This is a genomic window from Microbulbifer sp. CnH-101-G (genome assembly GCF_052466775.1).
In genome coordinates, this window is record NZ_CP174292.1 from 4,304,678 (window position 1) to 4,319,427 (window position 14,750).

Sequence of the window (14,750 nt, forward strand, 5' to 3'; positions counted from 1 at the left end):
GCTTGGGAGAAAAGGATTAGGTAATGAGTTATAAAGTCATTAATTTCAGAGAAAAGCTAGCAAAGTTCCCGGATCATTGGTCTCCTAAGGTCATCGCGGAGATGAATGATTACCAATTCAAGCTGGTAAAGATACAAGGAGAGTTTACCTGGCATGATCATCCCGATACGGATGAGGTTTTTATCGTTATCTCAGGACAAATGGAAATTGAGTTTCGGGATAATACGATCTGTTTGGGCCCTGGGGAGATGACTGTGGTGCCCAAAGGCGTGGAGCACAAGCCAAGGGCTGAGCAGGAGTGCGAGATTTTACTGGTCGAGCCCAGAGGTGTTGTAAATACTGGTGATGCCGGGGGTGAACTGACCGCGGATAATAATATCTGGATTTAATACCCGGTAAATTGCCCAGCGCTTATTCGATAATTTTCGTTGTTAATTAACCCTCTGGCCTTTTGTTGTTTCAGCCGTCTCCGGTGGATGAGGGATAGGCGAATGTTCTTGTACTGCTGTGAACTTTTCCTAGTTTTTAGCTCTGCCAGAGGTGGGGGGATTGTTTCACCCTGGCAATACTATAAAGTGAGCCGAATAAAGCCCTAATAAGCTCAGATTTCTCTAGGCCACCATGCCACGCTAATAATAAAGGAGAAGAAGATGTCAGAAGTGCATACCCGTCCCATACCTGCTGAGTTTGCCGCCAATGCCCTGATTGGCGCAGAAGATTACGAGAGAATGTATCATCAGTCGGTGCAAAACCCGGAGGCCTTCTGGGCGCAACAGGCAAAGGATTTTCTGCAGTGGGAAAAACCTTTTACCCAGGTGCTGGAAGAGGATATGCACCGAGGGCATACGGCCTGGTTTGCCGATGGTCAGCTCAATGTCACGGTGAACTGTATCGATCGACACCTGGCTAGCCGCAGTGATCAAACGGCCATTTTATGGGAGGGGGACGACCCGGCGGATAGCGTGGCAATCACCTACCGCACCCTGTATGACAATGTATGTCGCCTGGGAAACCTGCTGAAATCCCGCGGGGTTAAAAAAGGGGATCGGGTTTGTATTTATATGCCTATGATTCCCGAGGCGGCTTACGCCATGCTGGCCTGTGCTCGTATTGGCGCGGTGCACTCGGTGGTGTTTGGCGGCTTCTCGCCGAGCTCACTGAGGGATCGTATACTCGATTCCGATTGTCGCCTGGTGATCACTGCCGATGAGGCAATTCGCGGTGGCAAGCATATCCCTCTCAAAGCCAATGTGGACAAGGCCCTGTCCGAGTGTCCCAACGTACATACGGCCATTGTGGTGAAACATATTGGTGCCCCGGTGGACTGGGATAGTAAGCGCGATATCTGGTATGCGGATTCCATTGCGGAAATGGATGGTGAATGTGAACCGGAAATCGTCAACGCCGAGGACCCACTATTTATCCTCTACACCTCCGGTTCCACCGGCAAGCCCAAGGGTGTACTGCATACCACAGCAGGCTACCTGCTGATGGCCACCATGACCTTCAAGTATGTGTTTGATTACCGCGAGGGCGAGGTTTTCTGGTGTACCGCCGATGTCGGTTGGGTTACCGGCCACAGTTATATCGTTTACGGTCCCCTGGCTGCAGGGGCTACCACGTTGATGTTTGAAGGTGTACCGACTTACCCCGATGCCTCACGTTTCTGGCAGGTTGTGGATAAACACCAGGTCAACAGCTTCTACACCGCACCCACGGCAATCCGCGCATTAATGGGAGCCGGAGATGAGTATGTCACAAGTACTGAGCGGAGCTCCCTGCGACTGTTGGGAACAGTGGGTGAGCCGATTAACCCGGAAGCCTGGGAGTGGTATTACAAGGTAGTTGGCGATGAGCGCTGCCCGATTGTGGATACCTGGTGGCAGACAGAAACCGGCGCCCACATGATTACCCCGTTGCCCGGCGCAATGGCACTTAAACCGGGTTCCGCAACAAAACCCTTCTTTGGCGTGCAGCCGGTATTATTGGATGGTAATGGCAAAGAAATTGAGGGGCCAGGAGAGGGCTCGCTTGCGATTAAGCGGAGCTGGCCATCGATGATTCGCGGTGTTTACGGTGACCAGCAGCGCATGATCGATACCTATTTCTCCACCTATCCCGGCTATTACTTTACTGGCGATGGTGCGCGTAGGGATGCTGATGGTTATTACTGGATTACCGGACGTATCGACGATGTACTGAATGTTTCCGGCCACCGTCTCGGTACCGCGGAGATTGAAAGCGCCCTGGTGTCGCACCCGGATACCGCGGAAGCCGCTGTGGTGGGTTATCCCCACGATATTAAGGGGCAGGGCATCTATGCGTTTGTCACTCTCAAAACAGGGCGCGAGCCCAGTGACACATTGCGGCAGGAGTTGATTGGACTCTGCGCCAAGGAGATAGGACCTATCGCTAAACCTGATGTGCTTCAGTGGGCGCCGGGCCTGCCTAAAACTCGCTCTGGAAAAATCATGCGGCGTATCCTGCGCAAGATAGCTTGTAACGATCTGGACAATCTGGGGGATACTTCCACTTTGGCGGACCCTGCGGTGGTTGACGACCTGCTGGCACATCGCGAAAATCGCTGACCTGAATTTAGCGCAGTAACTTTTTCCTCGATCGTGTGATTATCGAGGCCATAGAGAAGCCGGGCATTGCCCGGCTTTTTTTACTGCTATTTGAATCTCAGCGCTGATATTTCAGGTAAATAAACTGACTCAAGGAGAATGAGTTTGGAGCAGGTAAAGTATCTTTGTGAGCACTATCGCTTCGCCGCTGACCAGCGTCTCAAAGTGTTTAATTTCTTTGTGATTCTGACCATGTTTGTGGAGGGGGGAATTTTTACCGCGGTGGAGAAAAATTTTCACCCGTTGATACTGGCTCTGCTCGGCGGTTTTGTGATGATTTTGGTAACCGTTTTTTGGCTGATGGATATACGTAGCCGGGAACTGCTCAGATTGGCGGTCCCGGCCTTGCAAAACCTGGAGCAGGAGTTTCCCGAAGAGGCCCGCATTTTTTCCAACGATGCTATCCGCCGTGGAGAAATTGCACGTTACACTTTTGCCTACCGTGTACTGTTAATCGGCCAGCTAACCTTTGGTTTTGGTGTGGCGACTTATGGATTGTATCACTGGTATATAGGCCCCTAACTGCTTAGCTTCTCGAATGGCAGCCTGGCAACAAGCTTTGCAGGGCTGCCTTCCCTCTAACTTTCTTTGTGTCTCCTCGCGCAGTAAATCCCGTCACGATTCTTCCTCTACCAAGGCCGAACGCTCTCCCCTGAGCTATCTTGCAAGTTGGCGGTGAAGCCACCAAGAGAGAGGAAAGATTTGCCCATGTTGGATCACATCAGAATACCGGTAGGGGATTTTGCCCGCTCCCGCGAATTTTATCGCCAAGCCCTGGCGTGTCTCGGTTATGAACTGGTGATGGAGTTTGATCATTCGGCAGGATTTGGCTGGGCGGACAAGCCGGAGTTCTGGATTAGCGATGACGGTCCAAGCAATGCCCAGCTGCATATCGCCTTTCGCGCAGAAGAGCGTGAGGTGGTGAGAGATTTCTATCGAGCCGCACTGGCGGCGGGCGGCACCGATAATGGCGTACCGGATATTTACGAAGAGTATCACCCGGATTACTACGCCGCCTATGTACTGGACCCCGATGGCAATAATCTAGAAGTGGTCTGTCACTTACCGGGTGATTTACAAGAATAATTCAATCCGCCAGCCGGCAGATAAATGAGAGAGAACACCATGGATGATATTGCCCGCGCTAAGTACCTACCTATTGCTCTGGTTGCTGTCGGCTTGATATTTATTTTTGCGATCTACCCGATGATGATGTGGGTGTGGCCTTCAGGTTGGGGCTGGTCACCACGTCAGCCTGAATATGAACAAATGATTATGGGGATCTACGCCACCTTGGGGGTCTTCCTAATTCGTGCGGCAAAAAATCCCGCGGCCAATGCTAGCTTAATTTGGTTTACCGTTTGGTCCAGCCTGGTGCATGCCACCATTATGCTGTTACAGGCACTTTATGATCACACCGAAAGAGCCAATTTGATGGGGGACATTCCAGCCCTTTATTTTGTGGCGCTATTGCTTTGGTATCTGATGCCAAAACATCAATCCAAAAAAAATGATAACGCCTGAATATAAATTTCACTACCGGTGAAACTCATTAATCGCAACTATCATTAATCCGGACTATAAGAGCGATAATAAGGTCTAATTTCCCGCTGATTACACACGTCTATAAGCTCTGTCCCTGTAATAGAAACAGTTGTAGGGGCGAACTTGCCGATGAAATATCTTCCTTTATTTGCATTAACTATTGGCCTGATAGGTGGCGCCAATGCCGAGACATTGACTCGTGATAATGGTGCACCGGTGGGCGATAATCAAAACGCGCAAACTGCGGGGGAAAATGGTGGGAATCTTCTGCAGGATGTGCATTTGATTCAGAAATTGCAGCGCTTCGCCCGTGAACGTATTCCCGAGCGGGTAGTACATGCACGCGGCACCGGTGTTCACGGCGAATTTATAGCCACTAAGGATATCAGTGATCTGACCCGTGCGGCGGTATTTGAGCCGGGCAGCAAGACGCCGGTATTCGTGCGTTTTTCAACCGTAATTCACTCTAAGGGCTCGCCAGAAACTCTGCGTGACCCCCGTGGTTTTGCCACCAAATTTTATACTGATGAGGGCAACTGGGACCTGGTGGGCAACAACCTGCCGGTATTTTTTATTCGCGATGCCATTAAATTTCCGGATATGGTGCATTCCCTGAAACCCTCCCCGGTAACCAATCAACAGGACCCGAATCGCTTCTTCGATTTCTTTAGCCATGTCCCGGAAGCGACCCATATGCTGAGCTGGGTTTACTCCGATTACGGTACCCCGGCGAATCTGCGTCAGATGGATGGTTGGGGCGTGCACGCCTACAAGTTGATCAACGATAAGGGCGAAGTGCACTACGTGAAATTCCATTGGAAAACACGCCAGGGTATTAAAAACCTGACTGCGGAGGAAGCGGCGGAAATCCAGGCGAAAGATTTCAGCCATGCGACGCGAGATATGTATACGGCCATTGAGAACGGCGATTACCCCCAGTGGGATTTATATATCAAGGTACTGAAACCTTCTCAGCTGAATGGCTTTAATTACAACCCACTCGACGCAACTAAAATGTGGCTGGATGTGGAGGAAACCAAAATCGGCACCATGACGCTCAACCGTGTGCCCACTAATTTCTTCCAGGAAACTGAGCAATCCGCATTTGCGCCGGCCAATATTGTGCCCGGCATTGAACCGTCTGAAGACCGTCTGCTGCAGGGCCGTGTTTTCTCCTACTCCGATACGCAAATGTATCGCCTGGGTGCGAATCACCAGCAGCTGCCGATCAATCGCCCCCGCGCAGTAGTGAATAACTGGAACCAAGATGGAGCCGCTAATTACGGCCAGCAGACTTCCGATGTGAACTATCAGCCGAGCCGTATCGATGCGCGCAGCGAAGATCCCAAAGGCCTGTACAGCAGTAAGCCGCTCACTGGCAGTACCCAGCAAAAGGCGATTGAGAAGAAGCTGCCGTTTGCCCAGGCCGGTGTTTTCTACCGCAGCTTGAGTTCGGAAGAGCGTCAGAACTTGATCGAAAACCTAGCCGGTGATCTGGGTAAAGTGCGCGATGACAACACCAAGCACATTATGCTGAGCTACTTCTACCAGGCTGATAAAGACTATGGTCAGCGCCTGACCAAAGCGGTTGGTGGCAACCTGAGCCGAGTGAAAAAGCTGGCCCAGTAATATTGAACTGTAGGTGGAGGTGGGCGGCAGCTGCCGTCCACCCAACTGCACAGGTGAACTCATGAGATTAATACTGTTTGCAATCGTCCTTCTCGCCCAGGGGCTCACCCTTATGGCTCAGGCTGGGGAACCGGAAAAAAACGACTCTGACTTTACCGAACTCTCCCAGTATTTTTTTGCCGCGGCCAGGGTGGGAGATACCGAGGTATTACGGGAATTTTCGCAGGCGGGTTTTCCCTTGGATATCCGCAACCCAAAAGGTTATACGGCGCTGATGATTGCCACTTATCACGGCAATACGGGGGCGGTGAATTACCTGTTGCAAAAGGGGGCCAATGCCTGCGCCCAGGATCGCCGTGGCAACACCGCGTTGATGGCAGCTATTTTCCGCGGTGAATTTGCTCTGGCAAGGACCCTGTTAAAATCGGATTGTGACACGCAACAGGTCAATAAAGCCGGCCACACGGCGGAGGATTTCGCCAGGGTATTTGGCCGCGACCAAGTGGTTCAGCTCTTGCGGCAACAGCGCTCAAGTGGCGGCTAAACCTTTCGACAGAGTAGTTGGCTCTGGTTAGAGCCAACACGCTCCTTTTCTCTCCTGCTATTTTTGCCGTCGCCGCTGCACCCGTAGTCTTATTCTGTGTTTGTCCCGGCCCCTGCGAGCGCGTTAGCATAGCCAACAGATATTCAGTTGGTACCCGCTATGACCCAGAACCATCATCCCTATGAAGCCCTCACGCCGGACGTGGTGATTGACTGTGTCGAGAGCACCGGGCTTATTTCTGATGCGCGCATTTTCCCTTTAAACAGCTATGAAAACCGGGTCTACCAGGTGGGTATCGAGGGCACCGAGCCGCTGATCGCCAAGTTTTATCGACCCGGTCGCTGGACCGATGAACAAATTCTGGAGGAGCATCGCTTCACCCTGGAACTGGCCGAGGCGGAGATTCCAGTGGTGGCGCCGCTGGTGTTCGATGGACGTACCTTAATGGAATCAGCGGGCTTTCGCTTTGCTCTGTTTCCCCGCCGCGGTGGTCGCCAGTTGGAGCTGGATAATTTTGATCACCTGGAACAGGTGGGCACTATGCTCGGGCGCATCCACGCTGTAGGTGGTGCCAAGCCCTTTCTCCATCGCCCGACCCTGACGCTGCAGCACTTCGCGATCGACAGTCGCGAATTTATTCTCGACGGTGATTTTTTACCGAGGGAAAACCGCGAGGCCTATGCCTCGGTCACCGGGCATATCATTGAGCAGATTGCGCCGCTGTTTGAGCGGGATTGGGAGCTGCTGCGCCTGCATGGTGACTGTCACAGTGGCAACTTCCTCTGGCGTGATGAGACGCCCTGGTTTGTGGATCTGGACGACTGCCTAATGGGGCCGGCTATTCAGGATATCTGGATGCTGATCTCTGGTAATCGCGCCGAGCAAACCGCCTACCTGGATGCGGTGATCGAAGGCTACGAAACCTTCTATAGTTTTGATCCCCAGCAGTTGCAGCTGGTGGAGCCACTGCGCTGTTTACGCCAGATGCATCACGCCGCCTGGCTGGCGCGCCGCTGGCAGGACCCGGCTTTTCCCCAGGCATTCCCCTGGTTTAATACCCCCCGCTATTGGGCGGAACATATACTGGCATTGCGCGAGCAGCAATCGGCACTATTGGAGCCACCTCTGACACTGGGAGCGGTTTGAAATGGAAAAATCCATCCTGAATGCCTCAAGCACCGAGGCAAATTCGGATTTATTGTGGGAGAGAATCCGCATCGAAGTGGCGCAGCAGGTCGAGCGCGAGCCGATTCTGGCCAGCTTCCTGCACGCCACTATTCTCAACCATAGTTCGCTGGAGGCGGCGCTCAGTTTTCATCTGGCCAATAAGCTGGACAACGCGGTGGCACCGGCGCTGCTCATTCGCGAGGTAATTGATGAAGCATTGGCGGCGGACCCTAGCATCGGCCACGCCGCGCGCGCGGATCTGAATGCCACTTACCTGCGCGATTCCGCCTGCAACTCCATGCATGAACCCTTCCTGTATTTCAAAGGGTTTCACGCCCTGCAGGTGCACCGGGTGGCGCACTGGTTGTGGCAGCAACAGCGCCGCTCACTGGCCATGTTTTTACAGCACCGGGTCTCGGTAGTCTTCAGTGTGGATATTCACCCCGCGGCAAAAGTGGGGGAGGGCATTTTGCTGGATCACGCCACCGGCATTGTGATTGGTGAGACCGCGGTGGTGGAGGACAATGTTTCCATTATGCAGTCGGTAACCCTGGGGGGAACCGGTAAGGAAAGTGGCGACCGCCATCCCAAGATTCGCTGTGGGGTTTTGATCGGTGCCGGCAGCAAGGTATTGGGTAATATCGAAGTGGGCGAGTGCGCTCAAGTGGCCTCCGGCAGTGTGGTGTTAAAACCGGTGCCGGCAAAAACCCTGGTGGCCGGTGTACCGGCCAAAGTGGTGGGGCCGGCGACCTGCGCCCAGCCGGCCATGTCTATGGATCAATGCGCGCTTTCGCAAGTGGAAAAGTAGTGACCGCGACCCCGCCGCGTGCGGGGTTTTTCGTTCTTTAGGGAGTTGGATAAACGGAACTATCCTTGTACCCATGAAATACAGTCTCAGCGCCAAAAACCTTGTCTGTCGCAATCAAGAGGCCCACGCCAGTTATTGCGCGGGCCTGCTCAACCCCAATCACACCAAAGAGATCACTGGCATTGTGCGCAGTGATACCGGCCTTTTGTCGGGCCGCCTCAACCAGGCGGTTTCCAATACGGTGATGCTGCCGCGCATACTGCAGCGCTTCGCGCTGGATTATTTCGCCGAGCGCCACAGCCCTTTTACTCTGTGGCACAGTGCCTCCAAGCCCCTCGATGACGAGGCACTGGCGCAGCTGGGCTTGCAGCGTAAGCAGTCATTGGTGGCCATGGCCGCAGAAATAGAGCGCCTGGCAGTGCAGGGCGCCGCGCAGACTGTAGATGAGCTGGTGGTGTCCGCGGTCAATAAAGAGGCGCTGCCGGATTATGCCGAAGTGCAGGCAGCGGAGTGCGGCAGTGCCCTGGAGGCTGCGGAGTTGCAAAAGTTTTATATGGCACTGGCGGAGATTCCCGAGCAGCGGCGTGCACGGCTCAGGTTTTTTTTGGCGCGTCTAAAGGGCACCCCGGTGGCGGCGGGTTGCCTGTTTGCCTCCGCCGATGCCTTGGGCCTCTACGATCTGGTGACTCTGCAGGAGTACCGGGGGCGTGGAATTGGCCGGGCACTATTTCACCACCTGCTGGAACAGGCCCAGGCCAGCCATCACCGCAGCCTGGTGGCACTGGTGCCGGCGGAGCGCCAGCAGTTGCCACTGGATTGTGGCTTCTTTGCAGTGGGTGAGGTGGCGCGCTATGTCTACACGCCTTGAGCGGGGCTGACTTACAAATTGCCCCAACGATTCAAGAATCAAGCGCGCTCAATAGGAAAGGCGATCACCTCTTCAATCGTTTTATAGCCTCCGGCCAACATCAATAAACGATCTATTCCAAGTGCCACACCGGCGCACTCCGGCATACCCATCCGAAGTGCCTCCACCAATCGCTCCTCATAGGGATAGAGGTTGAGGCCGTGTTTTTGGCGGTAGGTGTGATCTGCCTGGAAGCGGCGCAACTGCTCCGCGCTATCGGTCAGTTCCCAATAACCATTGGCCAGCTCCAGTCCGCCCACATAGGCTTCGAAGCGTCGCGCCACCGGGGTGCCGCTGTTATCTGGAATTACCTTGGCAAGTGCCGCCTGGTCGGCGGGAAAATCGTACAGCAGCGTAATCCCCTCACCCATAGCGGGTTCCAGGCGGTGGCTCATCAATAAGTCCAAACACTCGCTGCGATCAGCGGGGCTAAAAGCCAGGTCCATCTCTTTCTCGACACAACGAAGTAAGTCACTATCGCTGGCGCTGTGAGGGTCGAGCTGTAATTCGCGCTGGAATAAATCCCTATAGCTGAGTGACTGCACCTGTTGGATCTTCAGTATTCCAGTGAGTAGGTCAGCCACTTCTTTCATCAGGCGGCGATCATCCCAGCCGCAGCGGTACCACTCCAGCATGGTGAATTCCGGGTTGTGGCGGCTACCCGCTTCGCCCTGGCGGAATGCCTTACCCAGGTAGTAGCAGTCACCGAGCCCCGCGGCTAACAAGCGCTTGAGACCAAACTCCGGGCTGGTGGCCAGGTAGGCGTTATCACCGCCGCACTGTACGGGGATAGATTCGATATGCGGGTCGCTAGTGGCGCGGCGGGAGAGCACCGGAACTTCGGTTTCCAGCACTTGGCGCTGGGTAAAGAACTGGCGGATTTCAGCCAGTAAAGCGGCGCGATGGCGCAGGGCTTCAATGGTGGCGCTAGGGCGCCAGAGATCAGTGGTCATGGGATGGGCTCAGGCTGTGGGCAGCCGGCGGCCGCCCACTTGAGGAGGGAAATCAGTCTTCTTTGGCGCGGCCCAGGTATTCACCGGTGCGGGTGTCGACCTTGATGGTCTCGCCGATTTCCAGGAACAGGGGCACTTTTACTACGGCGCCGGTCACCAGGGTGGCGGGCTTGGTGCCGCCCTGGGCGGTGTCGCCACGCAGGCCCGGGTCTGTGTCAGTGATTTCCAAAATCACATGGTTGGGCGGGGTAACTGCCAGAGGAGAACCGTTATACAAAGTTACGGTGCACAGGTCTTGCTCTTTCAGCCACTTGGCGGCATCGCCGACCGCATCGGTACTGGCCTGGTGCTGCTCGAAAGTTTCAGGCTCCATAAAGTGGAAGAACTCACCGTCGTTGTAGAGGTATTCCATCTCGCGGTCCATCACGTCCGCGCCTTCCAGGCTTTCGCCGGAGCGGAAGGTACGCTCCCATACTCGGCCGGTTTTCAGGTTGCGCAGTTTGACTCGGTTGAACGCCTGGCCCTTGCCAGGTTTGACGAACTCGTTTTCCACGATAGAGCAGGGATCGCCGTCGAGCATTACCTTGAGGCCGCCCTTGAATTCGTTGGTAGAGTAATTAGCCATAGCAATTAGAGCCCTTATAAGTCATGTATCTCTATGATATTTAACGAGTTTTTCCCGCGCATACAACCGGCCTTGGCCCGGCTCAACCCAGGGAATCCCGTGCGCTTCCGCTAAAACTGGTAGCTGCAAACGACTCGTTTGGCCGCGGCGCAGAGACTTTACCGGCGACCCTGAAATGTTGGGGCGGGATTATACAGGAGGGCGGCGCCCTGAACGACTCCGCGCAGTTTTTTGTAGTGTTGTAACGATCGGTTGCGAAGGGCTTGACTGGGACCGGGTGCGGTAATGCAACAGTTCGCGGGCATTGGGCCCGCGGACTGGTAAAAGTGGCGGTGACTGTGTCTCAGCCCAGGGGGTTATCGGTGGTGTTATCGATATCCCGCAGCAGACGCCTGGCGTAGTAGGCAAAGGTGGCCTGGCTGCGCTTTTCCTGCAGGATCCAGTCGTGGGCCTCGCGGCCGAGTTCCGGTTTTATGTCCTGAATGGTGCCGGAGGATTCCGCCAGCATTTGTAAATGCGCGGCGCGCTCGCACTGCAGGGCCATGGAGCAGGCCTCTTCTACGGAGCGGCAGGCGATGATCAGGCCGTGATGGGCGAGCAGAATCGCGCGCTTGTCACCGATCGCCTCGGCAATGAGTTCGCCCTCATTGTTGCCTACTGGTACACCGGGCCATTCCTTGAGGAAGGCGATATCGTCGTACAACATGCAGGCGTCCATATGGGAAATCTTCAGCGGGCGCTCCAGCATGGACAGGGCGGAAATATGAATTGGGTGAGAATGCACGATGCATTTTACATCCGGGCGTGCGCGGTAAATCCAGGTGTGAAAGCGGTTGGCCGGGTTGGCCATACCCTCTCCGGATATGACTTCCAGATCTTCGTTAACTTCCAGCAGGTTGGACGCGGTAATTTCATCAAACCCCAGCCCCAGGCGTTGGGTGTAATAATTTCCGGGTGTTTCCGCGCGGGCGGTAATTTGCCCGGCCAGACCGGAATCGTGTCCGTGGGCAAAAAGAATGCGGCAGGTCAGTGCGAGTTTTTCCCGTAGAGACCAGTCGGGCACACCCAGGTGCTCTTTCATGGATTCGCTGGCGCGCTCGATCAGCTCGCCTTTGTTCATTGATAGTGTTTCAGCCATATTTGACTCCATGACTTACGAAAGGAAGTTTCAGCAGTTGACGCCGATAGGCAGAACTCCCGCATGAAATTCCCATTCCATTGTTTTAATTATTCGCGGCAACAAACGCAGCTACTTCACTGTTGCGTTCACGTCCCTGTGTTGTGCCCAGCCACAATAATAAATGACTGGGCACATACGGCTTAGGCGGAAACCGCTTGGGGTTGGCTCTGGCTCGAGGTGCGGTAGGCAGTTTCGATGGAGTCGAAAAACTGTTGGCGGGCTTGCACCAGACGGCGCCCCGCGTCGAGCATTACGTCGAGTTGGGAAGCATCTTTGCTGCCGATCTCGACCATAATATCGCGGATGGTTTCCGCGTGGCCGTCATCGCATTCGATGTGCAGCAGGAAGAAAGTTAATTGCTCGTCGGCCACACCGCAGGCCCGGAAGCCGGCTACGATATCGCTATACAGGTCCGGCACCAGTGCTTCTGCGCCCAGGCAGAGTGCGCCCAGGCCAGAGCTGGCACGCAGGTCGCGGCAGTGCTGGAACATGGTGTCGATCAGGTATTGGGTGCCGGGCAGAATTTCTGCATTTTCCAGGCTCAGACCAAAGTGCTCGAGAGTCTCGCGGTAAATCTCGGCGTGAGGTTTGGGGCTGTCGGGCTCCAGGCCCAGTTCTTCCATTAGGTTTTCAGCCAACTCATGCACTTCTTTATTGCTGGGGAGGTTGGCCATCATCGCACAGAGGTAACGCACGAAGTAGCTGCTGTAGATTCCCTGTTGAACCAGGAAAATTTTTAGCTCTTCCATGGTTATGGAGCCATCGCGGCAGCGCTTGAGGAACGGGTGAGCACGGGTCTGCTCAATCAATAAATCTTTATTGGCCTCAAGTAATTCGAGCTGCATTTCCATCGAATTTTTCCTTTTTTGTAATTCCATTTTTATTGGACGGGGGAGATGCCCGGACTTATTTTTTATTGAAATTCGAGTGCACTGATTTCAAGAAGACAAGGTTGTTATCGCTTTGTCTTTGGCTAAATTAACACCCTATTAACCCTGTTGTGAATGGGGGAATTGTGAAGAATTTCCTAAGGAAATTTGTACGGCCAGTAATATTTTTATATTGACGGTTAAATTTTAATTATTGTTGTTTTTAAAATTTTGGAGTGAGCTTTTACTTATGTATATGGTGGAGTTACCACTTCGCTTTAAAGCCAAGCAGTGCGCCTTATCTGATAAGTAAAGAATTATTTTTATTGATTTTTGGGTTATAGGATATTCACTTGATCGTCGATTTTTTTTCATTTTTTATGTGACAAAGTTGAATAATTGCCGAGTAGAAAATACCTGACTTAAGTCCCCTTTTACACACCCAGACATTGCAAGGCTGGCCTAGGGCCCGGCTGGAACCGATAATAATTGGCTTATAAACCATTCTGACTGTGTGGTTTTATTGGTTTTAACCGGGGATCAGTGCTCCGTGGTTTTTCTTCTTTTTTCATGAGGCCGCTATCAGCCCGGGTGGACCGGTTACCCGGAGTGTCTGTGCCTGGGCCAGCTTCTGGTACAATTGCTATTTCTCTAGTGTTGCTCCCTTCTGTGCGAATTCCTATGGCGAAATCCCCAGCCGTCGACAGCGAATTGATCGACATCCACGAAGCCCGCCGCTGGCAGGATGAACTCTCTGACCTGGTCACAACCCCTGAAGAGTTGATCGAATTACTGCAGCTCGATCCTGAGCAATTGCCCTGGGCGCAACAGGCCAGCGACAAGTTCGCCCTGCGAGTACCGCGTCCGTTTATCCGCCGCATGCGTCTAGCCGATCCGAATGATCCACTCCTGTTGCAGGTATTGCCCGGAGCTACAGAGCTGGAAGTGGTTGCGGGCTTTAGTGCCGATCCATTGCAGGAAGCTGAGGCGAATCCGCTGCCTGGAGTGGTGCATAAATATCACGGTCGTCTGCTGTTTATCACGGCGGGGCAGTGCGCGGTAAATTGTCGTTACTGTTTCCGCCGGGAATTTCCCTACGGTGAGAATCACCTGAATCGCAAACAGTGGTCTGCAGCACTGGAATATGTGCGCGCGCGCAGCGAGTTGCGCGAGGTGATACTGAGCGGTGGCGACCCACTGGTGTTGAACGACCGCCAACTTGGCTGGCTTGCCGGAGAGCTGGCGCAGATCCCACACCTAAACAAATTACGCATCCACAGTCGTGTGCCCATAGTGGCGCCGAGCCGGATTACCGATGAAATGCTGTCCTGGTTCGCTCGATCGCGCCTGAAACCGGTACTGGTTTTGCACTGCAACCACGCCAGTGAAATTGATGCGGAGGTGCGCGCGGGCCTGGCTAGGCTGCGCAATGCGGGGGTGACTCTGCTAAATCAAGCGGTACTGCTGCGCGGCGTTAACGATAAGAGCGAAACCCTGGAAGCATTGAGTGAAACGCTGTTCGATGCAGGGGTGTTGCCCTATTACCTGCACCAGCTGGATAGGGTCAACGGCGCTGCCCACTTTGAAGTCAGCGATAGCGCGGCAGTGGAAATCATTGAGCAAATGCGCAGGCGCCTGCCGGGTTATTTGGTTCCCAAGCTAGTGCGCGAGATACCGGGTGTTGCTTCAAAGTCCCCAATAGAAACTAGCAGCAAGTTACCCCAAACCAATTAATAAAAACTCTGGGCGACAGTGGGTGGGAAAATGGCGCCAAATTGATCTAGGCTAAATATCTATTAGGGCCTATCTATATAGTGGCTGCCGCATTAGTTGTGCCGTACAGGCCCTAGATAAAAAAGAAGTTGCCGACCTGCTGAGTGATTACTTATTCGCAAA

At 53.8% G+C, this 14,750-nt stretch carries 15 protein-coding genes; 11 read left to right on the forward strand and 4 right to left on the reverse strand.

Annotation, left to right across the window (positions count from 1 at the left end; all coding sequences use genetic code 11):
- Positions 1–23 precede the first annotated feature (23 nt).
- The 10 genes from ACJJID_RS19030 (at position 24) to ACJJID_RS19075 (ending at position 9,188) form a co-directional block, all read left to right on the forward strand.
- The gene (locus ACJJID_RS19030) at positions 24–389 is read left to right on the forward strand and encodes a cupin domain-containing protein (RefSeq protein WP_444920810.1); all 366 of its coding nucleotides are present in this window, start codon (positions 24–26) and stop codon (positions 387–389) included.
- A gap of 261 nt (positions 390–650) precedes the next feature.
- Positions 651–2,588, forward strand: a complete 1,938-nt coding sequence (acs, locus tag ACJJID_RS19035) for an acetate--CoA ligase (RefSeq protein WP_444920811.1) — start codon at positions 651–653, stop codon at positions 2,586–2,588.
- A gap of 138 nt (positions 2,589–2,726) precedes the next feature.
- Positions 2,727–3,149 carry a RipA family octameric membrane protein gene (locus ACJJID_RS19040; protein WP_444920812.1) on the forward strand — a complete coding sequence of 141 codons (423 nt, stop codon included), beginning with the start codon at positions 2,727–2,729 and terminating at the stop codon, positions 3,147–3,149.
- 186 nt (positions 3,150–3,335) lie between these two features.
- A complete protein-coding gene (locus tag ACJJID_RS19045; protein ID WP_152450837.1) occupies positions 3,336–3,713 on the forward strand; it encodes a VOC family protein in 378 nt (125 codons plus the stop codon).
- Positions 3,714–3,752: 39 nt separating this feature from the next.
- Positions 3,753–4,151 (forward strand): DUF6632 domain-containing protein, encoded by a 399-nt coding sequence (locus tag ACJJID_RS19050; RefSeq protein ID WP_444920813.1) that lies wholly within the window; start codon positions 3,753–3,755, stop codon positions 4,149–4,151.
- Positions 4,152–4,301: 150 nt separating this feature from the next.
- Positions 4,302–5,801, forward strand: a complete 1,500-nt coding sequence (locus ACJJID_RS19055) for a catalase (RefSeq protein WP_444920814.1) — start codon at positions 4,302–4,304, stop codon at positions 5,799–5,801.
- A 61-nt stretch (positions 5,802–5,862) separates the two neighbouring features.
- On the forward strand, positions 5,863–6,345 hold the full coding sequence (locus ACJJID_RS19060; protein WP_444920815.1) for an ankyrin repeat domain-containing protein: 483 nt from the start codon (positions 5,863–5,865) through the stop codon (positions 6,343–6,345).
- A gap of 159 nt (positions 6,346–6,504) precedes the next feature.
- Positions 6,505–7,491 (forward strand): serine/threonine protein kinase, encoded by a 987-nt coding sequence (locus ACJJID_RS19065; RefSeq protein WP_444920816.1) that lies wholly within the window; start codon positions 6,505–6,507, stop codon positions 7,489–7,491.
- 1 nt (position 7,492) lies between these two features.
- Positions 7,493–8,320, forward strand: coding sequence for a serine O-acetyltransferase (gene cysE / locus ACJJID_RS19070; RefSeq protein ID WP_152450847.1), 828 nt, complete (start codon positions 7,493–7,495; stop codon positions 8,318–8,320).
- A 73-nt stretch (positions 8,321–8,393) separates the two neighbouring features.
- On the forward strand, positions 8,394–9,188 hold the full coding sequence (locus ACJJID_RS19075) for a GNAT family N-acetyltransferase (protein WP_444920817.1): 795 nt from the start codon (positions 8,394–8,396) through the stop codon (positions 9,186–9,188).
- 38 nt (positions 9,189–9,226) lie between these two features.
- On the opposite strand, the gene epmA is transcribed toward ACJJID_RS19075, so the two are convergent.
- The 4 genes from epmA to ACJJID_RS19095 all read right to left on the reverse strand — a co-directional run bounded on the left by epmA (position 9,227) and on the right by ACJJID_RS19095 (position 12,836).
- A complete protein-coding gene (gene epmA, locus ACJJID_RS19080; RefSeq protein WP_444920818.1) occupies positions 9,227–10,180 on the reverse strand; it encodes an EF-P lysine aminoacylase EpmA in 954 nt (317 codons plus the stop codon).
- Between the two features lie 52 nt (positions 10,181–10,232).
- Positions 10,233–10,805 carry an elongation factor P gene (gene efp / locus ACJJID_RS19085; protein WP_152450854.1) on the reverse strand — a complete coding sequence of 191 codons (573 nt, stop codon included), beginning with the start codon at positions 10,803–10,805 and terminating at the stop codon, positions 10,233–10,235.
- 343 nt (positions 10,806–11,148) lie between these two features.
- The gene (locus ACJJID_RS19090; RefSeq protein WP_444920819.1) at positions 11,149–11,943 is read right to left on the reverse strand and encodes an aldolase; all 795 of its coding nucleotides are present in this window, start codon (positions 11,941–11,943) and stop codon (positions 11,149–11,151) included.
- 182 nt (positions 11,944–12,125) lie between these two features.
- Positions 12,126–12,836: a TenA family transcriptional regulator gene (locus ACJJID_RS19095; protein WP_444920820.1), complete on the reverse strand. Its 711-nt coding sequence runs from the start codon at positions 12,834–12,836 to the stop codon at positions 12,126–12,128.
- Between the two features lie 699 nt (positions 12,837–13,535).
- Between ACJJID_RS19095 and epmB the strand changes: the two genes are divergently transcribed.
- Positions 13,536–14,588, forward strand: a complete 1,053-nt coding sequence (epmB, locus tag ACJJID_RS19100) for an EF-P beta-lysylation protein EpmB (RefSeq protein WP_444920821.1) — start codon at positions 13,536–13,538, stop codon at positions 14,586–14,588.
- Positions 14,589–14,750: the final 162 nt, after the last annotated feature.

Excerpts from the sequence above, each read along its gene's own strand:
- epmA (WP_444920818.1), bottom strand. The coding sequence starts at position 10,180 with ATGACCACTGATCTCTGGCGCCCTAGCGCCACCATTGAAGCCCTGCGC.
- ACJJID_RS19065 (WP_444920816.1), top strand. The coding sequence starts at position 6,505 with ATGACCCAGAACCATCATCCCTATGAAGCCCTCACGCCGGACGTGGTG.
- ACJJID_RS19055 (WP_444920814.1), top strand. The coding sequence starts at position 4,302 with ATGAAATATCTTCCTTTATTTGCATTAACTATTGGCCTGATAGGTGGC.
- ACJJID_RS19075 (WP_444920817.1), top strand. The coding sequence starts at position 8,394 with ATGAAATACAGTCTCAGCGCCAAAAACCTTGTCTGTCGCAATCAAGAG.
- ACJJID_RS19090 (WP_444920819.1), bottom strand. The coding sequence starts at position 11,943 with ATGGCTGAAACACTATCAATGAACAAAGGCGAGCTGATCGAGCGCGCC.
- ACJJID_RS19030 (WP_444920810.1), top strand. The coding sequence starts at position 24 with ATGAGTTATAAAGTCATTAATTTCAGAGAAAAGCTAGCAAAGTTCCCG.
- ACJJID_RS19095 (WP_444920820.1), bottom strand. The coding sequence starts at position 12,836 with ATGGAAATGCAGCTCGAATTACTTGAGGCCAATAAAGATTTATTGATT.
- epmB (WP_444920821.1), top strand. The coding sequence starts at position 13,536 with ATGGCGAAATCCCCAGCCGTCGACAGCGAATTGATCGACATCCACGAA.
- cysE (WP_152450847.1), top strand. The coding sequence starts at position 7,493 with ATGGAAAAATCCATCCTGAATGCCTCAAGCACCGAGGCAAATTCGGAT.
- ACJJID_RS19060 (WP_444920815.1), top strand. The coding sequence starts at position 5,863 with ATGAGATTAATACTGTTTGCAATCGTCCTTCTCGCCCAGGGGCTCACC.
- ACJJID_RS19040 (WP_444920812.1), top strand. The coding sequence starts at position 2,727 with ATGAGTTTGGAGCAGGTAAAGTATCTTTGTGAGCACTATCGCTTCGCC.
- acs (WP_444920811.1), top strand. The coding sequence starts at position 651 with ATGTCAGAAGTGCATACCCGTCCCATACCTGCTGAGTTTGCCGCCAAT.
- ACJJID_RS19045 (WP_152450837.1), top strand. The coding sequence starts at position 3,336 with ATGTTGGATCACATCAGAATACCGGTAGGGGATTTTGCCCGCTCCCGC.
- efp (WP_152450854.1), bottom strand. The coding sequence starts at position 10,805 with ATGGCTAATTACTCTACCAACGAATTCAAGGGCGGCCTCAAGGTAATG.
- ACJJID_RS19050 (WP_444920813.1), top strand. The coding sequence starts at position 3,753 with ATGGATGATATTGCCCGCGCTAAGTACCTACCTATTGCTCTGGTTGCT.